Annotated in this window: 20 protein-coding genes, 1 tRNA gene and 1 other RNA gene; 15 read left to right on the top strand and 7 right to left on the bottom strand. The window is 63.8% G+C overall.

The window, feature by feature from the left end; translation table 11 throughout:
• Window positions 1–21: 21 nt before the first annotated feature.
• Window positions 22–1,542 carry a helix-turn-helix transcriptional regulator gene (locus tag H535_RS0109745; RefSeq protein ID WP_026819398.1) on the bottom strand — a complete coding sequence of 507 codons (1,521 nt, stop codon included), beginning with the start codon at window positions 1,540–1,542 and terminating at the stop codon, window positions 22–24.
• Between the two features lie 120 nt (window positions 1,543–1,662).
• Here H535_RS0109745 and aceA point away from each other — a divergent pair, with 120 nt between their 5' ends.
• Both aceA and aceB read left to right on the top strand, forming a co-directional pair.
• On the top strand, window positions 1,663–2,976 hold the full coding sequence (aceA, locus tag H535_RS0109750) for an isocitrate lyase (protein WP_026819399.1): 1,314 nt from the start codon (window positions 1,663–1,665) through the stop codon (window positions 2,974–2,976).
• Window positions 2,977–3,025: 49 nt separating this feature from the next.
• Window positions 3,026–4,657 carry a malate synthase A gene (aceB, locus tag H535_RS0109755; protein WP_026819400.1) on the top strand — a complete coding sequence of 544 codons (1,632 nt, stop codon included), beginning with the start codon at window positions 3,026–3,028 and terminating at the stop codon, window positions 4,655–4,657.
• A gap of 125 nt (window positions 4,658–4,782) precedes the next feature.
• Here aceB and H535_RS0109760 read toward each other — a convergent pair whose 3' ends face one another.
• The gene (locus H535_RS0109760) at window positions 4,783–5,100 is read right to left on the bottom strand and encodes a hypothetical protein (protein WP_026819401.1); all 318 of its coding nucleotides are present in this window, start codon (window positions 5,098–5,100) and stop codon (window positions 4,783–4,785) included.
• Between the two features lie 229 nt (window positions 5,101–5,329).
• Here H535_RS0109760 and H535_RS0109765 point away from each other — a divergent pair, with 229 nt between their 5' ends.
• A complete protein-coding gene (locus H535_RS0109765) occupies window positions 5,330–6,037 on the top strand; it encodes a DsbA family oxidoreductase (protein WP_026819402.1) in 708 nt (235 codons plus the stop codon).
• On the opposite strand, the gene H535_RS24605 is transcribed toward H535_RS0109765, so the two are convergent.
• Together H535_RS24605 and H535_RS0109775 are read right to left on the bottom strand one after the other, a co-directional pair.
• A complete protein-coding gene (locus tag H535_RS24605) occupies window positions 6,034–6,753 on the bottom strand; it encodes a LytR C-terminal domain-containing protein (RefSeq protein ID WP_051298947.1) in 720 nt (239 codons plus the stop codon). The genes H535_RS0109765 and H535_RS24605 overlap by 4 nt on opposite strands.
• Window positions 6,746–7,045, bottom strand: coding sequence for a type II toxin-antitoxin system VapB family antitoxin (locus tag H535_RS0109775; RefSeq protein WP_026819403.1), 300 nt, complete (start codon window positions 7,043–7,045; stop codon window positions 6,746–6,748). Before H535_RS0109775 ends, H535_RS24605 begins: the two co-directional genes overlap by 8 nt.
• A 132-nt stretch (window positions 7,046–7,177) precedes the next feature.
• Here H535_RS0109775 and H535_RS0109780 point away from each other — a divergent pair, with 132 nt between their 5' ends.
• Window positions 7,178–8,098: an oxygenase MpaB family protein gene (locus H535_RS0109780; protein WP_026819404.1), complete on the top strand. Its 921-nt coding sequence runs from the start codon at window positions 7,178–7,180 to the stop codon at window positions 8,096–8,098.
• Between the two features lie 152 nt (window positions 8,099–8,250).
• On the opposite strand, the gene H535_RS0109785 is transcribed toward H535_RS0109780, so the two are convergent.
• A tRNA-Ser gene (locus H535_RS0109785) sits at window positions 8,251–8,338 on the bottom strand.
• A 178-nt stretch (window positions 8,339–8,516) separates the two neighbouring features.
• On the opposite strand from H535_RS0109785, the gene ffs reads away from it, so the two are divergent.
• The 3 genes from ffs (at window position 8,517) to recR (ending at window position 11,926) form a co-directional block, all read left to right on the top strand.
• An RNA gene (gene ffs, locus H535_RS28375) (signal recognition particle sRNA small type) lies at window positions 8,517–8,612 on the top strand.
• A gap of 234 nt (window positions 8,613–8,846) precedes the next feature.
• A complete protein-coding gene (locus H535_RS0109790; protein ID WP_051298976.1) occupies window positions 8,847–11,297 on the top strand; it encodes a DNA polymerase III subunit gamma and tau in 2,451 nt (816 codons plus the stop codon).
• Between the two features lie 29 nt (window positions 11,298–11,326).
• On the top strand, window positions 11,327–11,926 hold the full coding sequence (gene recR, locus H535_RS0109795) for a recombination mediator RecR (protein WP_026819406.1): 600 nt from the start codon (window positions 11,327–11,329) through the stop codon (window positions 11,924–11,926).
• A gap of 79 nt (window positions 11,927–12,005) precedes the next feature.
• Here the strand turns inward: recR and H535_RS24610 are convergent, their stop codons facing one another.
• Window positions 12,006–12,764 (bottom strand): GntR family transcriptional regulator, encoded by a 759-nt coding sequence (locus H535_RS24610; protein ID WP_051298950.1) that lies wholly within the window; start codon window positions 12,762–12,764, stop codon window positions 12,006–12,008.
• A gap of 327 nt (window positions 12,765–13,091) precedes the next feature.
• Between H535_RS24610 and ehuB the strand changes: the two genes are divergently transcribed.
• The 5 genes from ehuB (at window position 13,092) to H535_RS0109830 (ending at window position 17,634) form a co-directional block, all read left to right on the top strand.
• Entirely contained in the window at window positions 13,092–14,030 is a 939-nt protein-coding gene (ehuB, locus tag H535_RS0109810) for an ectoine/hydroxyectoine ABC transporter substrate-binding protein EhuB (RefSeq protein ID WP_026819407.1), read from the top strand.
• A 10-nt stretch (window positions 14,031–14,040) separates the two neighbouring features.
• Window positions 14,041–14,769, top strand: coding sequence for an ectoine/hydroxyectoine ABC transporter permease subunit EhuC (gene ehuC, locus H535_RS0109815; RefSeq protein WP_026819408.1), 729 nt, complete (start codon window positions 14,041–14,043; stop codon window positions 14,767–14,769).
• Entirely contained in the window at window positions 14,766–15,422 is a 657-nt protein-coding gene (gene ehuD / locus H535_RS0109820) for an ectoine/hydroxyectoine ABC transporter permease subunit EhuD (RefSeq protein ID WP_026819409.1), read from the top strand. Before ehuC ends, ehuD begins: the two co-directional genes overlap by 4 nt.
• Entirely contained in the window at window positions 15,406–16,188 is a 783-nt protein-coding gene (gene ehuA / locus H535_RS0109825) for an ectoine/hydroxyectoine ABC transporter ATP-binding protein EhuA (RefSeq protein ID WP_026819410.1), read from the top strand. Before ehuD ends, ehuA begins: the two co-directional genes overlap by 17 nt.
• A 159-nt stretch (window positions 16,189–16,347) precedes the next feature.
• Window positions 16,348–17,634, top strand: a complete 1,287-nt coding sequence (locus tag H535_RS0109830; RefSeq protein WP_026819411.1) for an aspartate kinase — start codon at window positions 16,348–16,350, stop codon at window positions 17,632–17,634.
• Window positions 17,635–17,655: 21 nt separating this feature from the next.
• Here the strand turns inward: H535_RS0109830 and H535_RS0109835 are convergent, their stop codons facing one another.
• Entirely contained in the window at window positions 17,656–17,886 is a 231-nt protein-coding gene (locus H535_RS0109835; RefSeq protein ID WP_026819412.1) for a hypothetical protein, read from the bottom strand.
• A gap of 100 nt (window positions 17,887–17,986) precedes the next feature.
• On the opposite strand from H535_RS0109835, the gene H535_RS24615 reads away from it, so the two are divergent.
• The 3 genes from H535_RS24615 to H535_RS0109850 are packed head-to-tail and all read left to right on the top strand — an operon-like array spanning window position 17,987 to window position 20,078.
• Window positions 17,987–18,523: a MarR family winged helix-turn-helix transcriptional regulator gene (locus tag H535_RS24615; protein ID WP_051298952.1), complete on the top strand. Its 537-nt coding sequence runs from the start codon at window positions 17,987–17,989 to the stop codon at window positions 18,521–18,523.
• Entirely contained in the window at window positions 18,523–19,464 is a 942-nt protein-coding gene (locus H535_RS0109845) for a hypothetical protein (protein ID WP_035769030.1), read from the top strand. The genes H535_RS24615 and H535_RS0109845 overlap by 1 nt, the downstream gene beginning before the upstream one ends.
• 32 nt (window positions 19,465–19,496) lie before the next feature.
• Complete coding sequence (locus tag H535_RS0109850) at window positions 19,497–20,078, top strand: hypothetical protein (RefSeq protein ID WP_051298954.1); 582 nt, start codon at window positions 19,497–19,499, stop codon at window positions 20,076–20,078.
• The last annotated feature ends 5 nt before the right edge of the window (window positions 20,079–20,083 follow it).

The raw sequence follows: 20,083 nt of genomic DNA on the forward strand, positions 1-20,083 counted from the left end.
CAGCGCCAGACCACACCTGCTTTACCGCCCCGCATGAGCTTCCAGGAACCGGTACACCTCGGTCTCGTCCACTCCCGGGAAGGCGCCCTGCGGCATTGCCGCCAGCAGGTGGGTGTTGGCGCGGGCCGCCGGCCAGGCTTGCCCGCCCCATTCGGCCGAGAGACTCTCCGGTGGGCGGCGGCAGCACGTCTCGTCCGGGCATTTCGACTTGGACCGCTCGGTGGTGTCCCGGCCGCGGAACCACTTCACGTCCTTGTACGGGATGCCGATACTCAACGAGTACATCCCGGACGAGTGCCGTTCGGTCCGCGCGGTGCACCAGAATGTGCCGACCTTGGTGTCGGTGTACTGGTCGTAGGCGCGGAATTTGTCCGGCACGTCGAACACCTCCCGCGAGGTCCAGTAGCGGCAGATGGTCTGGCCCTCGATGGCTCCGGTGTGGTCGGCGGGGAAGTTGACGCCGTCGTTCTCATAGGCCTTGTGGATGATGCCGGATTCGTGCACCTTCTGGAAGTGGCAGGTGATGCCCAGGTGCTCGGTGGCCAGGTTGGTGAACCGGTGCGCCGCGGATTCATAGGAGACGGCAAACGCATCGCGCAGGTCCTCGATGGCCAGTTCCTTGGCGTTCTTGGCCTCCTGCAGGAACGCGACGGTGTCCTTTTCGGGCATCAGCAGGGCCGCCGCGAAGTAGTTGGTGTAGACGCGCTGACGCAGGAAATCGCTGTAGTCCACCGGCGTCTCGTGTCCCAGCACGTAGTGGCCGAGCGCCTGCAGCAGCACCGAGCGAGGATCATGGTCGGCGGCCGAACTCTGCGTCAGGTAGATGATGCGGTTCTTCAAGTCCGTCACCGACCGGGTGGAGTGCGGCAAGTCCCCCACGAACCGCAGCCCGAACCCAAGATGTTCTGCGATATCGGCGGCGACATGGTGGGACAGCGGGCCGGAGACATGCCCGACGGCGGTGAGCAGTTCCTGTGCCTGCCGCTCGATTTCGGGGTAATAGTTGTTGCGGCTGCGCATTTCGTCGCGCAGTTCGGTGTTCGCCCGGCGTGCCTCCTCGGGAGTGGCCGCCTGCTCGTCCAGACGCCGTTCCAGTTCGTTCTGCAAGCCGACCAGCGACTCGAGGACATCCATGGGAAGCCTCGAGGAAACCCGCACGGTTGGCAGTCCCAGGGATTGGTACAGCGGTCCACGCTGGGCCCGTTCCAGCTCGATCTCCAGCGCGGCCCGGCGGCTCGGCGGCTCCGCTCCCAGCAGCTCATCGATGCCGACCCCGAAGGCGGCAGCCAGTGCCTTGATCATCCCGAGTTTCGGTTCGCGCTTGCCGTTTTCAATCAGCGACAACTGACTCGGCGCCGTAGCGACCGCCTCCCCGAGCGCATCGAGGGTCATGCCCGCCGTCTTGCGCAGATGACGCACCCGGCGGCCGAGCGAGATGACGTCGATTCCGTCGTCGGCCGCTGTTCCTATCCCGGAACGCTGCGGCCGGGGACTATTCCAGCTTGATGTATGCATTTCTTGATAATACGCAAAGAATTGCAAATCTTTCCAGAGATTACCCCTAGCCAGCCCTTGAAGAGTGCCGAAAAGTGGATATCACGAAGAAATTTCGTCCCAACCGGACCGGCCCACCAGCCGGTCCCGCAACACAAGGAGAGAGCAATGACGGACCACCAGAGCCCCGAAGCCCGCGCAGAAGCCGTGGAACTGGAATGGCAGGCCAACCCCCGCTGGGAGAACGTCACCAGGGACTACTCGGCCGCCGACGTCGTCAAGCTCTCCGGCCGGGTACAGGAAGAGCACACGCTGGCACGCCGCGGCGCTGCGAAGCTGTGGGAACAACTCACCGAAGAAGCGGCCGCCGGCAAGTACACCAATGCGCTCGGGGCGCTCACCGGCAACCAGGCGGTGCAGCAGGTCAAGGCCGGGCTGCGGGCCATCTACCTCTCCGGCTGGCAGGTCGCCGCCGACGCGAACCTGGCGGGAGAGACCTACCCGGACCAGTCGCTGTACCCGGCCAACTCCGTGCCGCAGGTGGTCCGCCGGATCAACAACGCACTGCTGCGGTCCGATGAGATTGAGTTCTCCGAGGGCATCCAGAGCGTCGAGGACTGGCTGGTCCCGATCGTGGCTGACGCCGAAGCCGGATTCGGCGGGCCGCTGAACGCCTTCGAGTTGATGAAGTCGATGATCGCCGCCGGCGCTTCGGGGGTGCACTGGGAGGACCAGCTCGCCTCGGAAAAGAAGTGCGGGCACCTGGGCGGCAAGGTGTTGATCCCCACCTCGCAGCACGTCCGCACGCTCAACGCCGCCCGGCTCGCTTCCGACGTCGCCGGGGCCGGGTCGGTCATTGTGGCCCGCACCGATGCCGAAGCCGCAACGCTGATCACCTCCGACGCCGACGAGCGGGACCACGAGTTCCTGATCCGCGAAGGATCAGAGCCAGTGCGCACCGCGGAGGGTTTCTACAAGGTGCGCAACGGCATCGAACCCTGCATCGCCCGGGCCAAGGCCTACGCCCCGTATTCCGACCTGATCTGGATGGAGACCGGCACGCCGGATCTCGCCGTCGCCCGCCGGTTCGCCGAGGCGGTCAAGGCCGAACATCCGGACCAGATGCTGGCCTACAACTGCTCGCCGTCGTTCAACTGGTCCAAGCACCTGGACGCGGAGACCATCGCCAAGTTCCAGCGCGAGCTCGGCGCGATGGGCTTCACCTTCCAGTTCATTACGCTGGCCGGCTTCCACGCGCTGAACTACTCGATGTTCGACCTGGCCCACGGTTACGCACGGGACGGGATGAGCGCCTACGTGGACCTGCAGGAACGCGAATTCGCCTCCGAGGACCGCGGCTACACCGCCACCAAGCACCAGCGCGAAGTGGGCACCGGCTACTTCGACCTGGTCTCCACCGCACTCAACCCCTCCGGCAGCACCCTCGCGCTGGCCGGCTCCACCGAAGAATCCCAGTTCTAATCCGCGCACGCTCCGCCCGAGAGCCCGCACTGTCCCGAAGGAGGACACCATGCACCAGACATCAACACCGACGATCACGCTGACCGCCCCGCCCATCGACCGCCAGGACGAAGTGCTGACTGACGAGGCGCTGGACTTCATCGCCCGGCTGCATCACGCCACCAGCAGCCGTCGCCAGGAACTGCTGCAGGACCGGCAGGCACGACGGCGGCAGATCGCCAATGGCGCCGACCCCAAGTTCCGTACCGATACAGCCCACATCCGCAACGACGACTCCTGGCGGGTCGCCCCCGCGGCGCCCGGGCTGGAGGACCGGCGGGTGGAGATCACCGGCCCGGTCGACCGGAAGATGACCATCAATGCCCTCAATTCCGGGGCCAAGGTGTGGCTGGCGGACATGGAAGACTCCTCCACCCCATGGTGGTCGAACGTCATCAACGGGCAGTTGAACCTGACGGACGTGTTGGAAGGCCGGATCGACTTCACCTCGCCCGAGGGCAAGGAGTACCGGCTGCGCCACCAGCAGTTGACCGATATGCCCACCATCGTCGTCCGTCCCCGGGGCTGGCACCTGCCGGAGAAGCACATGCTGATCGACGGCACCCCCGTCGCCGGCGCGCTGGTCGACTTCGGGCTCTACTTCTTCCACAACGCCCGCCGGCTGCTGGACGCCGGACGCGGCCCGTACTTCTACCTGCCGAAGATCGAGAACCATCTGGAAGCGCGGCTGTGGAACGACATCTTCATCCTGGCTCAGGACTTGCTCGGCATTGAGCAGGGCACCATCCGGGCGACGGTGCTGATCGAGACCATCACGGCAGCTTTCGAAATGGAGGAAATCCTGTACGAACTGCGGGACCACGCATCCGGGTTGAACGCCGGACGCTGGGACTACATCTTCTCGGTGATCAAGAACTTCCGCACCCGCGGACCGCGGTTCGTGCTGCCGGACCGCCATCTGGTCACCATGACAGCACCGTTCATGCGCTCCTACACCGAGCAACTCGTCCGTGCCTGCCACCGCCGCGGCGCCCACGCCATCGGCGGAATGGCAGCCTTCATCCCCAACCGGCGGGACGCGGACGCCAACTCGCAGGCGCTGCAGAAAGTCCGCCAGGACAAGACCCGCGAGGCCTCCGACGGCTTCGACGGCTCGTGGGTCGCCCACCCGGACCTGGTCCCGGTGGCCATGGAGGTCTTCGACGGCACTCTCGGCGAGCGCCCGAACCAGATTGACCGGCTGCGCGAGGACGTCCCCGTCAGCGCCAGGGACTTGTTGAACATCGCCGGCACCGAAGGTGCCATCACCGAGACCGGCATCCGAGGCAACATCGAAGTCGGCATCCGCTACATCGAGTCCTGGCTGCGCGGGAACGGGGCGGCTGCCATCAATAATCTGATGGAAGACGCCGCCACGGCCGAGATTTCCCGCTCGCAGATCTGGCAGTGGATCAGCGCGGAGGCAATCACCGACGACGGCGAAATCATCACGACCGATTGGGTGGAGCAACTGGTGGAGGAGGAATTCGCTTCGCTGGAACGGTTCGATGGCGACAGGTTCGACCACGCCCGCGGCATCTTCGAGGAAGTCGCCCTCGGCGAGGAGTTCCCCACCTTCCTGACCGTGCCGGCCTACGCCCGGTACCTGTGCAGGCAGGAAGCACTCGCCGCCGCCGCGTAAGGCCGGTGCGGCGGCATTCATGCCGAAACCTGCTGACTTAGCCCCTGAGCCGTGAGGTAGCCCCTTGCAACGGGCTATCTCACGGCTCAGGGGCTACCTCGGCGTGCCCGGCAGGGTGGGAGCCCCTAAATGTCGTCCTCGTAGGCCGGACCGCCTTCGCCTTCCCAGGTCTCGAGGCGGCGGACCTTCGAGGTATTGAACTTCCGGCGGACCCCGTAGCCACCCTGATCGTCGTCGGCGATGAAGTCCACGCCGTGTTCCTCCAGGGCACGGCGCAGGCGCACCTTCTGCTCGGCGGTCAACGTCCGGTTGCCCTTCTCGAAGTCCCTGACCTGTTGCTTCTCCAACCCGGCGGCCAGTCCGATGACCTTCGCCGAGACTTGGGTCAGTGCCCGGGCCGAACGGGCGAGATCGTGGGTCAGGATCGTTGATGAGTTCGTCATAGTCCGATCGTGCCAGAGTTCCACCGCGAGTCCAGCCGGCCGCCGTAGACGGTGGCATCGATCGTCACCCTGGGCGGGCAGCGCCCGTTCAATCCACCGAGATAGCGGCTTGCCCGTCACGTAGCCCGTTGCAACCCGCTAACTCACGGCTGACCCGCTAACTCGGCGGTCGGAGCCGCTATCCCTGCGGCCAAGGAATGTTCCTCCCGACTGCGGCGTTGTGCCGGTTGTGAAGGTTAAGATCTGGTCCGATATCGCCTGCCCATGGTGCTTCATCGGCAAACGCCGCTTCGAGTCCGCCCTCGTATCCTTCGAACACCGCGACGAGGTCCAGGTGCACTGGCGCAGCTACCAGCTGGACCCTTCCCTGCCGGAACACTTCGACGGAAACGAAACTGAATACCTGAGCCAAATGAAGGGAATGCCGCCGGCCCAGGTCCGGCAGATGTTCGACCACGTGATGGAACAGGCCGCCGGCGAAGGGCTCAGCTACGATTTCGATTCACTCGTAGTGGCCAACAGCTTCACCGCCCACAGATTCCTCCACTTGGCCAAGCAGCACGGCTCAATGGATCAGGCAAAAGAGACCTTGCTGTCCGGACACTTCGAACACGGCGAAGACATCGGCAGCACCGAGTACCTCGTAAGGGTCGGCACCGGCTTGGGCATGGCAGCAGACGAAATCCGCACCACCTTGGACAGCGAACGCTTCGCAGCGGACGTCCGCGCCGATGTCGATGAAGCCAGAGCCTTGGGCGTGACAGGGGTTCCGTTCTTCGTCCTCGACAGGAAGTACGGCATCTCCGGCGCCCAGCCGGTGGAGACCTTCACCCGCGCCCTCGAACAGGCATGGCCAGAATCGCACCCGCTGGTCATGGCCAACGACGACGGCGGCAGCGGTGACGCAGCGTGCGGGCCGGACGGCTGCGCTGTCTAACCGTGCTCCGCAGTCGGCTCCGCAGACTCCCCGCCGGAAGCCGTCCCGGTCCCCGTCGTCGTCGGCGATGGGCTGAGCCGCGGGCAGGACAACTGCCCGGCCGACTCGTCCACCTTCTCCGCCGGCACCAACCCGCTGAACCCACGGCCGAGGATGACGTCGATGGAATCGTCCTGGCGGTCATCGGCCACGTACTCCGTGCCCTTGATGTTCTGCTGCAGGTTGTAGGCGCCGGCCCGTCCCGCCTCGCCGGAGACAATCACAGCCGTGCCCGAGTTGTTGTTCAGGCTCCTATTGCCGATCTGGCCGACGGTGTATCCGCGCTTCCGCAATTTGTCGGCGGTGCCACTGGCCAACCCGCCTTGATTGGTGCTGTTGTAGACGCTGATGTTGACGTTTTCGTTGGCCGGGTAGCTGAAGACCGCCGTCGGGCAGGCCACCGGCTCCGCTGCCTCGGTTTGCAGGAACGGAACCTTCAACTCGCCGCGGGCGATGGCCAGCGCCAGCAGCACCGCGGTGATCAGGGCGGCAACGAGGACGGTCAGCACCACGCCGTGCACCAGCCGGCGCCGGTAACCGGGCAGATACTCAGCTTCACCGCCGTCGTCGAATACTTCACGCAGCTCTTCGCCGGTGACAATCTTTTGGCCGTGCAGGGTGTCCGGCTCCTTGGGCCGACGCTTAAACAGCCCCCGCTTTCGCCCCGAATTATTCATCTATGACCAACACCCGGGCATGCAGGATAGTCCGCTGGTGCAAAGCCGTGCGGACGGCACGATGCAGCCCATCCTCGAGATACAAGGTGTCCTTCCACTGCACCACGTGCGGAAACAAGTCGCCGAAGAACGTCGAGTCCTCCGCCAGCAGCGCTTCCAGGTCAAGGGTCCCCTTGGTGGTCACGAGCTCGTCCAGACGCACCTGGCGGGGAGGCACCGATGCCCAGTCCTTGGGGCTCTGGTATCCATGGTCCGGGTACGGGCGTCCCTCGCCCACAGCTTTGAAGATCACCCATCCAGACTAAAGAACGTCGGGGACAAATTGAATTTACGCCCCCCGCTCTGGGCGCGGCGGACGCTCTGGACGCGGGGGATGACCTGTCACCCCCTGCCGTGTCCGGCGCCGGCGGCGCATACTTAAAGCATGGCGGATCTGCTGGCCCCGCAGCGGCGACTGCTGCGCACGACGTTCACCGGTCAGGCCGATGGTCTGCCCGGCTGGGTGCAGGCGTTGGCCGACGGGGACGACGCCGGTTACTTCAGTCCCGGTTCGGCAGCCTGGGCGGTGCATGGCTCGACGGCGAGCACCGTGGCCGGCATCCGCGCGCTGCTGATGCAGACACTTCACCCCGGGGCGATGGCCGGCGTGTATGACCATTCACGGTTCCGGCACGACCCCCTGGGCAGGCTGGCCGGCACCATCCGGTGGATTTTCACGGTCACCTACGGGAGCACCACCGCTGCCCGGGATGCTTCCGATTGGGTGCTGGACCTGCACCGGAAAGTCTCCGGCAGCTACGTCGACGCCGGCGGGCGGCAGCGGCCCTACAGTGCCAACGATCCGGAGCTGCTCGGCTGGGTTCACCTCGCCTTCACCGATTCCTTCTTAAGGACGCATCAGGCCTGGGGCGGACGGATCCCCGGCGGCCCTGATGCCTACGTCCGTGAATGGTCGACGGCGGGCCGCCTGATGCAGGTGCCGGATCCGCCGACGTCTGAGGCGCAGTTGCGGCGGCAGTTGGACAGCCATTACGACGCCGGCACCCTCACCCACAGTCCCCAGGTCGCCGAAGCCGTCCGCTTCATCCGCGATCCGCCGCTGCATCCGAGGCTCAAGATCGGGTACCGGATGCTCTTCGCCGGGGCGGTATCGACCATTGAACCGAAATACCGCCGCCTGCTGGGCCTGAAACCTGCGGCGCTGGGACCCGTGCCGCTTCCGGCCTCGGCCGCGGCCGGGGCGGCGCTGGCCGGAATGCGCCTGGTGCTGGGCCGCGTGGGACCGAGCGAACAAGCAGCCCGCAGACGGCTGGAACGGGTGCTGCGGCGTTCGGCTGCGGAGTAAAAACGCGGTCCGCAGGTACAAGGTGCCCAATATCGGGCGAAGTTACTCCTGGCCCGAACACCGGCAGGCTGCACACGCGACAGCACCCCGATCCGAAGACCGGGGTGCTGTCTGTGCCGCGACTCATCAGAACGATATTCGAGTCAAGACAATGGCGGAGGATGAGGGATTCGAACCCTCGAGGGCGTTACCCCAACACGCGTTCCAGGCGTGCGCCATAGGCCGCTAGGCGAATCCTCCTCGTTTGAGCAGACTCCAGAATACCTGAAGCATTTCTGTGAGCCGAATCGAGGCTCCGAGCCGGCGCCGCATGGATCGGCAACTACTCCCAATACGCATTCCTCAGCCGTGGAACCGGCCACTTCAAACCGAACGACCGCCGGTTTCCGCCTGAACTTCGCCGTCAGGTAGACTATTGGCTGGCCCCTCACGTGGCGTCATCCTGTGAACTCCCCCAGGACCGGAAGGTAGCAAGGGTAAGCGGGCTCTGGCGGGTGCGTGAGGGGTCTTCTCATTCGACTCCGGCGTCTGCCGTGCGCAGCGGAAGAGATATCAACAGCTGCACACCTGCGCGGGTGCACTCCGCCGCCAGGTGCCGATAGGGTTTTACTGTGACTGGAGGAATGCCGTGAACTCTGCTGATATCCAAGCAGCCGATGACGTTTCCGTGGCCAGTGGCGCCCAGTCCGCCGCCCCATCCAACGTAGCCTTGTACCGCCGCTACCGGCCGGACACGTTTGCCGACGTCATTGGCCAGGAGCATGTCACCGACCCGTTGCGCGTTGCCCTGCGCAAGAACCGGGTCCACCATGCTTACCTCTTCTCCGGGCCGCGCGGGTGCGGAAAAACGACGTCGGCGCGCATCCTGGCGCGTTGCCTGAACTGCGCCGAGGGCCCCACCGATGTGCCGTGCGGGGTGTGCGACAGTTGTGTGGAACTCTCCCGCGACGGCAGCGGCAGCCTGGACGTCATCGAGATCGACGCTGCAAGTCACGGCGGGGTCGACGACGCCCGCGACTTGCGGGAACGGGCCACCTTCGCTCCGGTGCGGGACCGCTACAAGATCTTCGTCATCGATGAGGCGCACATGGTGACCTCGGCCGGCTTCAACGCATTGTTGAAGATCGTCGAGGAACCGCCCGAACACATCAAGTTCGTATTCGCCACCACGGAGCCGGACAAGGTCATTGGGACCATCCGCTCGCGGACCCACCACTACCCCTTCCGGCTGGTCCCGCCGGAACCCCTGCTGGGATACCTGGAACGGTTGTGCCAGAGCGAGTCTGTTCCGGTGGCTCCCGGCGTGCTGTCCCTCGTTGTCCGCGCCGGCGGCGGGTCGGTGCGGGATTCGCTGTCCGTGCTCGACCAGTTGATGGCCGGGGCAGCCGATCAGGGTCTCGACTACGAAATGGCCGTCGCCCTGCTCGGCTACACCCACGCCTCCTTGCTCGACGACGTCGTCGACGCCATCTCGGCAGCGGACGCGGCCACTGTCTTCCGGGCGGTGGACCGGGTAATCCAGACCGGGCACGACCCGCGCCGTTTCGTGGAGGACCTGCTCGAACGCTTCCGGGACCTGATCATCGTCAATGCGATGCCGGACAGCGCCCATGCGATTTTGCGGGGCATGCCCGAGGACCAGATCTCGCGGATGCGCAATCAGGCCAGCCATCTGGGGGCGGCCGAACTGTCCCGGGCAGCCGACATCACCAACACCGCGCTGACCGAGATGACCGGCGCCACCTCGCCGCGGCTGCATCTGGAGCTGTTGTGCGCGCGGATCCTGCTGCCCGGCGCGGAAGAGGGCGAACGCGGCCTCGCCGCCCGGGTGGACCGGATCGAACGCCGCCTGCAATACGGAGGCACCCCGGCCGCAGCGCCTCCGGCCGAGCCCGCCGAACAGCAGAGCGCACCGGCAGACGCGCCCCAATCCAACGCGTCTGCAGCGCCTGCGGCCGAGCCCGAAGCTCCTCCAGCGCCGGCATCCGATCCAGCGGTATCCGGTCCCGCCGCGTCGAGCCCCGTATCCTCCGTGCCCGAGGCATCCGGTCCTGCCACGCCCACAGCTGCGACATCCGAACCTGCGGCCTCCGCCCAGGAGCAATCCGCCCAGGAGCAATCCGCCCCGCCTGCCCGGCCCGAAGCGCCGGCACGTCCCGCCCCGTTGGAAGAACCGGAGCAAGCGGCCGAACCACACGGCCCTGACTCCGACGACGGGACACCGCCAGCCGGATCGGGCCCGGCCTCTGACTGGGCCAATACATCCACCGCCGCCCCGTCGGATCCCGCGCCGGAAGCTGCCGCAGCCAGCCCGGCCCGGGCGGCAGATTCAACCAACGGAGGCGCCGGAAGTGTTGAAATGATCCGGCGGGCCTGGCCCGAGATCATGGATACCCTGTCCGGTATCCGCAAGGTTTCCTGGATGATGGTCAAGGACTATGCCGCGGTGAAATCCTTCGACGGCACCACAGTTGAGCTGTCCTTCGATTCCCCGGGCCGCGCGGCAGGATTCAATCGCCAGGACCATTTGGACAATATGAGCCAGGCCATTAATCAGGTCCTGGGTGTGAAGTGCGCGATCCGTCCGGTTCACGACGACCCGTCAGCGGGTGAGCCAGACCCAAAAGCCTCTAGCCGGCCAACGCCGGCGGCGAGCGCAGGGGAATCCTGGGCAGCACCGCAATCGGCACCAGACCCACAAGATGACGGCGCTGCCTCTGGCGCTGACCGGAACGGCAACGGCGCTGCCCCGGCTTCTGGCTGGAGCACTAACGGCAGCGCCCCGACCTCGGACTGGGATGACGACCAGGACGAAGAAGGCCAGGCTGATTGGGGTCCGGAGCCAGTACCGGACGATAGTTGGGACGCCAGCAATATCCCGACGTCGGATACCGCCGACGATGTCTCCTGGCCGGAACCCGTTGCCACGGGCAGCCCCGGCGATAGCCCTGCACAGCCACAGGACCAACCGCCGGAACGCCGTCTCAGCCGCTACGAGGAAATGTCGCGGAGCGCCGCAGCCCAGCCTCCGGATGAGCCGGAAGAGACCAGCCGTGGCGTAGAATTGGACACGATCGAGGACATTCCCAGCGCCGACGACGAGACCATAGAGGAGTCGGGGCTGGTCGGTCGGGCCGCCGTCGAACGCATCCTGGGTGGCAGGCTCATCGAGGAGCGCAATGTCGACGGCTCTGGCTGAGCTGCTTCCAACTACAAGATTGAGGTCGTGTGTACGAAGGTGCCGTTCAAGAGCTGATTGACGAGCTCGGACGACTGCCCGGAGTAGGGCCCAAATCGGCTCAACGCATCGCCTTCCACATTCTGGAAGCGGATCCGGAAGACATGAAGCGACTCGCCACGTCCATCACGACGGTCAAGGAACGCGTCCAGTTTTGCGAGATCTGCGGCAATGTCACCGAAGAGGCCACCTGCAGCATTTGCCGGGACACACGGCGCGATCCAAGCGTCATTTGCGTGGTCGAGGAATCCAAGGATGTCATTGCCGTCGAACGTACGCGATCATTCAAGGGCCGCTACCACGTGCTCGGCGGGTCGATTAATCCCATTGCCGGAATCGGTCCTGAGCAACTCCGCATCCGGGAACTGATGACCCGGCTGTCCGATGAGCAGATCCAGGAGATCATCATCGCCACGGATCCGAATCTGGAAGGAGAGGCAACGGCAACCTATCTGGGCCGGCTGCTGCAGAGCATCGGTGTCACCGTCAGCCGGCTGGCATCGGGACTTCCCGTCGGCGGCGACTTGGAGTACGCCGATGAAGTGACCCTGGGCCGGGCGTTTGAGGGGCGGCGCAGCGTCAGCTCCTGACCGACGACGACGGCGGCAGCCGCTGCCGCACAGCATCAACCTGCTGCTTGCCCCTCCATCAACCCCGTGCGCGCCTACGCTAATGATGCGAGAGTGGCTCAAGCGCGATTGCGCTCGTCTGATGCGGCTCCCCGACTGTTTCCACGTCCAGAGCACCCGGTTCCAGCCCTGTCAGCCGGGCCACCGCCTCGTCCATCAGGGCCGCCACTGCTGCCACTCCGGTTTCAACATCACCGGCGCGGATTGCTTCAAGAATCGTCTCGTGGGATGCGGCAACATTCCTGCGTACGACAAATCCTTCGGGGACACTGAAGCTGGCAATCCTGGTCTCGAGCACCAACGTAGACATGTAACGGCGCAAACGCTGACTGCCCGCGGCATCCACCAACGCCCAGTGAAAATCGAGATCCGAGTCGCCAATAGAATGGGGGTCGCGGCCCCGGCTGGCGTTGACCAGCTCCTCGAGCGCTGACTCGACGCCGGCGATCGCCTCCTCGTCGTCATGGTTGATCAATAGCCGGACCGCTTCGGACTCCACGGCGGTCCGGGCAACATACAGGTCATTGACCTGTTCGCCTCTGATGGTGCTGACCCGCAAGCCACGCCCCGGCGTGGCGGTCAACAGGCCTTCCTGCACCAGGCGCTGCGCGGCTTCCCGCAGCGGGCTTCGGCTGACGCCCAGCTGCTGGGCGATCTCCTTTTCCCCGAGCTGGGTTCCAACGGCCAAGGCTCCGGAATAGATCGCATTCCGCAATTCCCGTGCGATCAAATCCACGGTTGACGCACGAGGCACCCGGAATACTGCCGGAACTCCGTTCTGCGACATGTGCTGGGCCATGCGCCCTCCCGACACCTTGGCCGCTCCGTGGCGCGAGGCGGCTGAATGACAAATCAGCGTCAATCGTAACTAAACCGTGATCTACGGTGAAAACCACGTCCAAACCATCAAACTTAATCGTTTTGTGCTGGCGATCACGCGGAAAAAGGTCTATATGTTGTAGTTGTAGACAATACTACATACAGTTTTCCGGATTGTATGTGGGGGAATTATTTGCCTACCGTAGACAAAGATCCATGACCGTATTTCGGGTCGGGTCGGCTGGGGTTGCCACCTTGGGGGGCAGACTCGGTGGCTTCGTCCCTTCGCAATGACCGAAAGAGGAACATGATGAAATCACGATTCAACTCCGCCGGACGCATTGGCGTCGCGGCCACGAGTGTTCTGGCGCTGGGGCTCCTCGCGGGCTGCGGCGGTGGCAGTGGCGACGATTCCGGCGGCGATGGCGGCGGTGGAGAAACCGGCGGTGGTTCTGCGAACACGCTGCAGAAGATCAAGGATGCGGGCAGCGTCAAGGTCGCTATCGCCGGCGAGGCACCGTACTCCTTCCTGGATGACGGTGAGCTCAAGGGCGGCTCCGTTGCCATCATCAAGGAAGTATTTGGCAGCATGGGAGTGGAGAACGTCGAGGCCGAAAAGGTCGACTGGGGCGCCCAGATCCCGGGCCTGAACGCCGGACGCTTCGATGTGGTCGCTTCCGGTATGTCCATCCTTCCGGAGCGTTGCGCGAATGCCGACTTCAGCCACCCCACGATCATGTACACCACAGCGCTGATGGTCCAGGAAGGCAACCCCAAGGGATTGAGCGACCTGAAGTCAGTCAAGAAGGCCGACGACGTCAAGCTCGCCGTGCTGGCCGGTGGCATTGAGGCCGGTTACGCCGAAGATATGGGCATTTCCGGTGTCACGTCAGTTCCGGATGCGCAAACCGGCATGGACACTGTCGCCAATGGACGCGCCGATGCCTTCGCCATGACGGCCATTTCGCTGAACTACATGGCGGATAACAACCCGAATGTGCCAATTGAGGTCACCGAAGCCTTCACCGCCGTGATTGACGGCGAGAAGCAGATCGGCTCCGGCGCAACCGTGTTCCGCGCGGGCGATGACAAACTGCGCAAGGCCTATAACGAAGCCCTCGAAAAGAACGTCCTTGCCGACAAGGAAACGTACCTGAACGTGGTCGGAGACTACGGCTTCACCGCCGAAAACCTCCCGCCGAAGGACCTCACCACTAAGGAATTGTGTGCCGGAGAAGTAGGCTAAGCCCTTCCCCATGACATATTTCCAAGAGCTAGCGGAGGCGCTGCCGCGCATCATGAACGGGGTCTGGGTGACCCTGGGACTGACGCTCGGCGGCGCCGCCCTGGCGATGATCATCGCCGTCACGCTGGGCCTGATGGCCCGGCAACCGAATACGCTGATACGCGGAATTGCCCGGGCCATTATCGAGTTCTTCCGCGGCACTTCCCTTGTCGTGCAACTCCTGTGGTTGTATTTCATTTTGCCGGGGCTCGGCATCAATCTGAATGTGATCTTCGTCGGGGTCATGGCACTCGGGCTGAACTATGGCGCCTACAGTGCCGAGGTGGTACGGGGTTCTATCAACTCGGTGCAGTCCGGGCAGTGGGAAGCCTCGACGGCACTGAGCATGTCCCGCGTTCATCGGATGCGCCGGATCATCTTCCCGCAGGCCTGGGCACTGATGATCCCGTCCTTGACGAATCTGTTGATCCACATGCTTAAGGGCAGCGCCGTAGTCAGCTTCATCACGATCTATGATTTGACCTTCCGCGTCGACCAGTTGCGACTCGATACCGGTACGTGGTTCGCCTATGGGCTTGTCGGCCTCGGCTCGTATTTCATCATCGCCTACATTTTGACGCTGATCATGAACATGCTCGAGGTGAGGGCCAAGCACCGTTTGGGCCGCGGCGAATCGTTGCGTGAGATGCTGAGCCTGAAGCCAGCCCGTCCAAGTGCGGAAACGGGGGTGCTGCCATGACCGAGTTTGAATGGAATTGGGCCACGGTATGGGATGTGCTCCCCACCTTGTTGGGTGCATTCTTCCAGGTCACGCTGGTGGTCACTGTGGTCAGCACTGCCATCGCCGCAGTGCTTGGCCTGATTATTGCTATGCTGCGACGGTCGGTCCCCAAGCCGGTGGATGCTGTGATTAAATTCGCCGTGGACTTCATCCGGATGACACCGATCGTGGTGCAGCTGTTGCTCGTCTATTACACCTTCACGAATCTGAGCGCGATGGTTTGCGGCATCATTGTCTTCGGCATTCACTACTCCACCTACATGGCGGAGGTTTACCGTGCCGGGATTGATTCGGTACCTGCGGGACAATGGGAAGCCACAACGGCGCTCTCCATGTCCAAGGGCCGCACATGGAGGGCAGTGGTCATCCCTCAAGCTTTGCGGGCCACCGTACCGGCCTTGGGCAACTACGCAATCTCCATGTTCAAAGACACTCCTTTCCTGATCATCATCGGTTTGGTGGAACTCGTAAACGCCGGTCGCATCTATGGTGCAAACACGTTCAACTACACCGAGCCCTTAACCCTGGTTGGCATCATTTTCCTCGCCGCCAGTTATCCCACCGCTTTGCTTGTTGGAAGATTGGAAAAGCGCCTTGCCTTCAGCTACTGATAACAATCCGGCCATCCTCTTCGAGGACGTGGAGAAACGATTCGGCGACAATGTCGTCCTGAAAGACCTGAACTTCTCGGTTGCAAAGGGCGACCGAGTGACGTTGATTGGGCCCAGCGGTTCGGGTAAGACGACGATTCTCCGTTTGGTGATGACCTTGGAGGAATTGAGCGGCGGATACATTTACATTGAGGACGACCCGTTGGCGTATGAGAAGCGTGACGGCAAGCGGGTCGCGCTAAGGGAGAAGCATCGTAACGAAATCCGCAAGCGGATCGGCATGGTGTTCCAGCAGTTCAATCTCTTCCCCAACATGACGGTGATGGAGAACATCATCGAAGCCCCCGTGCACGTTCTGGGAATGTCCAAGGCCGATGCAAAGGCCAAGGCCCAAGGACTCCTGGATCAGGTCGGCCTGGCCGACAAGGCCAACCAGCATCCGCTGCAACTATCCGGCGGACAGCAGCAGCGCGTTGCCATCGCCCGCGCCCTGGCGATGGATCCCGACATCCTGCTGCTTGACGAGGTCACCTCGGCGTTGGACCCGGAGATCGTTGGCGAGGTCCTGGCCGTGCTGCGGCAGGTGGCGGAGACGACCGACATCACCATGCTGATCGTCACTCACGAGATGCAGTTCGCCAAGGACGTCTCCAACCGTGTGATGATGTTCGATGGCGGTCACATCGTGGAGGAAAACACTCCCGAGGAAATGTTCAGCAACCCCCAAGAGGAGCGCACTAAACAGTTCCTGCACGCCATCGTGTGAACGCTTGGAACGCTGGCGCGGCGGCGGATGCGGAACCCGCCGCCGCGCCAAGGTTAAGTACCGCAATTCCTGTGCATCCGTTGTCGCGGCTAGAATTAGTGTTCAACGCCGCGCGCGGCGCCACTGCTACCACCGTCTATCCCAGTGAGTTATGCATCTATGAGTTTGATTGTCCAGAAGTTCGGCGGCTCCTCCGTGTCCGATGCCGACGGCATTAAGCGGGTCGCGGAGCGGATCGTCGAAACCCAGCAAGCCGGCAACCAGGTAGTGGCCGTGGTATCCGCCATGGGCGACACCACCGATGAACTGCTGGATCTGGCCTCACAGGTCACGTCCGGGCCGCCGGCGAGGGAACTCGACATGCTGCTCACTTCCGGGGAGCGGATTTCAATGTCGCTGCTGGCGATGGCCATCGACTCGATGGGGTCCACCGCCCAGTCCTTCACCGGCAGCCAGGCCGGCCTGATGACAGACGCCATCCACGGCAAGGCCCGCCTGGTGGAAGTCGACCCGCACCGCGTGCAGCACGTCCTCGACAAAGACCACATCGCCATTGTCGCCGGCTTCCAGGGCATGAGCCGCGAGACCAACGACATCACCACCATGGGCCGAGGCGGCTCGGACACCACCGCCGTCGCACTTGCAGCCGCCCTGGAGGCTGATGTCTGCGAGATTTATACCGACGTCGACGGCATCTACACTGCCGATCCGCGGATCGTGGCCAACGCCCAGAAAATAGACGAAATCACCAGCGAGGAAATGCTGGAAATGGCGGCCGCCGGCGCGAAGGTGCTGCACCTGCGCTCGGTGGAATATGCCCGCCGTTTCGGGCTGCCGCTGCACGTCCGCTCATCATTCAGCCGGCATGAAGGCACATGGGTTATGCCCAGCCCCGGCGACAAAATCACCATCTCAGAGGGAGTTGCCTTGGAACAGCCCATCATTTCCGGCGTAGCGCACGACCGTTCCGAAGCAAAGGTCACAATCGTCGGCGTGCCCGACATTCCGGGCAAGGCCGCGGAGATCTTCGGCGTCATCGCCGGCGCGCACACCAACATCGACATGATCGTGCAGAACGTGTCCACCAAGGGCACCGGGCGCACCGACATATCGTTCACCTTGCCCATGACCGAAGGCGCCACGGCGCTGGGCGCGCTGGAAGCTGCCCAGCCCGGCATCGGTTTCGACTCCGTTCAGTACGACGACAACGTCGGCAAGCTGTCATTGATTGGCGCAGGTATGCGTTCGCACCCCGGGGTCTCACACAGGTTCTTCGAGGCACTCTCGGCGGCGGGCATCAATATTGACCTGATCTCCACTTCCGAGATCCGCATTTCCGTTGTCACCCGCGCTGACCTGCTCGATTCAGCCGTCGCGGCCGTCCACCAGGCATTCGATCTGGACAGCGACAGTGAAGCGACCGTTTACGGCGGCACCGGACGCTAATTCGAAGGTACCTGACCGCAGTTACCTGAGGTTGGATCCGTCGGACGGGTCCTTGGCCACCAGGTAGCTCTGGCCATTGGGCAGCCGCTCGACCGTGAATTGCGCCATGTGCTGTTCATGGTCACGGCGCTGCGCTTCCGTCGGTTCCTTGACCGGTTCATCCAGGCTGCCGGTGGCGGCAGGGCCAAAAATGTGCCGCAGCTTGCCGGTGAAACGCATCATCCGCGCTGCGAATGCCTCGCCCCTGCTCATGGCTGCCCCTTTCAGTACCGTGTTGACGCTTCAATGGTACCCTAACAATTAGTGCACTAACTAATTGTGTGCACACCCCGCCCGCAACCAGAATTGCCTTATGTCCTCCACCGATTCCGTCCCGGCAGCTGAGCAGGAAACAGCTCCCGCCGACGATGACCTGTTGCTCGAGCGACAGCTCTGTTTTGCCCTCAGCGCCGCCTCACGCTCGGTCATCGCTGCCTATCGTCCGGTGCTGGCCCCGATGGGCATTACCCACCCGCAGTATCTGGTGATGCTGGCGCTATGGGAACGCAGCCCGCGTTCGGTCAAGGACATCAGTGCCGCCGTCATGCTGGAAAATGCCACCATCTCCCCGCTGCTCAAACGCCTGGAAGCCGCGGAGCTGGTCACCCGGCACCGGCAGCCGGGCAACCAACGCTCCATGAACATCGAGCTGACGGACAAGGGCAAGGAACTGCGCGAGGAAGCAAGGCAGGTTCCTTCGATCATGGCTGAACGGCTGGGGCTGGAGATGGAGGACGCGGTGCGGCTGAACACGATGATGCAGCGCCTCATTGCCGCCGCCCACCGTCCCGCAGAAGGCGACGCCGGAGCAAACGACGCCGCGGCAGACGACTCCGCAACCTCCGAGTGATGGACCCGGCACGAACGGACCCGGCACCATCAGTGACGATCCTGTCCGAAGCACAGTGGCGCCAACGCGAAGAGGACCACCGGCGCCGGGTTGAGCCGTTCACCGAACCGTACCTGCGGCGCCGCTCGGCCGGACAGAAGCACCCGGTGGAAGACTTCCTCTTCACGTACTACAGCCACAAACCGGGCCAGCTGCGCCGCTGGCACCCGGGGCCCGGCGTCGTGCTGACCGGCGAAGCCGCCGCCGAACGCGCATCGTGGAAGTTCCACCGCCAACTCGATGCCGGCGAAGTGGCCGGCCTGGGATTGGAGGTAGGCACGACGGCGGTGGCCCTGGATCTGCCAAAGTTCGCCGCCGAGCGGGCGTCGGCCGTCGATTTCAGTCGGATCATCCTGGGACGGACCAAGGACCGCAGCCCGCATTTCGGATGCTTCGGGTTGCATGAATGGGCAATGGTCTACCGGGTGGAGCCCGACGACGTGCGCCATGAGTATCTGCCGCTCCGGCTGGGCAGCAGCGGCACCGACCACGTGGTCGAGCAGAGCAGGATCAAGTGCTCGCACATCGACGCCTTCCGGTTTTTCACTGACGAGGCCGCACCCCGCAATGAGCTGCAACCGACCCGTCAAACCCAGCGCGACCTGGAACAGCCCGGCTGCCTGCACGCCAATATGGACCTGTACAAATGGGCGTACAAGCTGTCCCCGGCAATACCCAGCGAGCTGCTGATGGACTGCTTCGAACTGTCGTGGCGGATCCGCCGGATGGACATGCAGGCATCCCCCTACGACCTGTCCGACTGGGGGTACGAACCGATCCGGATCGAGACCCCGGACGGCAAGGCACAGTACGCCAAGGGCCAGCGTGAATTCGCCGCAGAGGCCCAAATCTTGCGCGCATCGTTATGCAAAGTGGTCGATGATCTGACCCTTTCTGGCTAGGCTCGACAGTGGGGCCGGACGGAAGGCAGCAGATGAGACGGACAAGTGATGCGTTTGCCCGCTTCCTGTTGCCTGCATGCGCGTCGCTGTTGCTGTTGACCGCCTGCGCGGACTCAGGCAGCACGGAACCAGGGACCAAGAGCCCGACGGCGACACCACCCGACAGCACAGCCCCGACACCGCCTGGAACCTCTGCGTCGGCGCCGCCTGAGACCTCAGCATCGGCAACGCCGGGCAGCAGTGACAGCACCGGACCTGCACCGGACGAGGGCCATTACAACGTCGAACTGCGCATCACGGTCACCCCGGAACCCGGAGCGGAGCCACAGAAGTACCTCCTGCAGTGCGACGGAACCACTCCGAGCGAGGCCTCCAACGTACCCAAGCCGGAGGCTGCCTGCGCCCTGGTTGAAAAGTCGGCTCGTGCGCTGTTCTTCACCAAGCCCGACCCCACGATGCAGTGCACCCAGCAGTACGGCGGCCCTCAGACAGCAACCGTCAAGGGCACCGTCAACGGACGGCCTGTGCAGGCCGAGTTTGCCCGCACGGACGGTTGCGAGATTTCCCGGTGGAACGCCATGGAACCAATTCTCGGCGCCGGTGGTGTGATGTAGCCATA

It is taken from the genome of Arthrobacter castelli DSM 16402, from assembly GCF_000430705.1.
Taxonomy (GTDB): Bacteria; Actinomycetota; Actinomycetes; order Actinomycetales; family Micrococcaceae; genus Arthrobacter_C; species Arthrobacter_C castelli.

What these genes read in the sequence shown, in the direction of transcription:
- aceA (WP_026819399.1), top strand. Translation starts at nt 1,663, where the DNA reads ATGACGGACCACCAGAGCCCCGAAGCCCGCGCAGAAGCCGTGGAACTG.
- aceB (WP_026819400.1), top strand. Translation starts at nt 3,026, where the DNA reads ATGCACCAGACATCAACACCGACGATCACGCTGACCGCCCCGCCCATC.
- H535_RS0109760 (WP_026819401.1), bottom strand. Translation starts at nt 5,100, where the DNA reads ATGACGAACTCATCAACGATCCTGACCCACGATCTCGCCCGTTCGGCC.
- H535_RS24605 (WP_051298947.1), bottom strand. Translation starts at nt 6,753, where the DNA reads ATGAATAATTCGGGGCGAAAGCGGGGGCTGTTTAAGCGTCGGCCCAAG.
- H535_RS0109780 (WP_026819404.1), top strand. Translation starts at nt 7,178, where the DNA reads ATGGCGGATCTGCTGGCCCCGCAGCGGCGACTGCTGCGCACGACGTTC.
- H535_RS24610 (WP_051298950.1), bottom strand. Translation starts at nt 12,764, where the DNA reads ATGGCCCAGCACATGTCGCAGAACGGAGTTCCGGCAGTATTCCGGGTG.
- ehuB (WP_026819407.1), top strand. Translation starts at nt 13,092, where the DNA reads ATGATGAAATCACGATTCAACTCCGCCGGACGCATTGGCGTCGCGGCC.
- ehuC (WP_026819408.1), top strand. Translation starts at nt 14,041, where the DNA reads ATGACATATTTCCAAGAGCTAGCGGAGGCGCTGCCGCGCATCATGAAC.
- ehuD (WP_026819409.1), top strand. Translation starts at nt 14,766, where the DNA reads ATGACCGAGTTTGAATGGAATTGGGCCACGGTATGGGATGTGCTCCCC.
- H535_RS0109830 (WP_026819411.1), top strand. Translation starts at nt 16,348, where the DNA reads ATGAGTTTGATTGTCCAGAAGTTCGGCGGCTCCTCCGTGTCCGATGCC.
- H535_RS0109835 (WP_026819412.1), bottom strand. Translation starts at nt 17,886, where the DNA reads ATGAGCAGGGGCGAGGCATTCGCAGCGCGGATGATGCGTTTCACCGGC.
- H535_RS24615 (WP_051298952.1), top strand. Translation starts at nt 17,987, where the DNA reads ATGTCCTCCACCGATTCCGTCCCGGCAGCTGAGCAGGAAACAGCTCCC.
- H535_RS0109845 (WP_035769030.1), top strand. Translation starts at nt 18,523, where the DNA reads ATGGACCCGGCACGAACGGACCCGGCACCATCAGTGACGATCCTGTCC.
- H535_RS0109850 (WP_051298954.1), top strand. Translation starts at nt 19,497, where the DNA reads ATGAGACGGACAAGTGATGCGTTTGCCCGCTTCCTGTTGCCTGCATGC.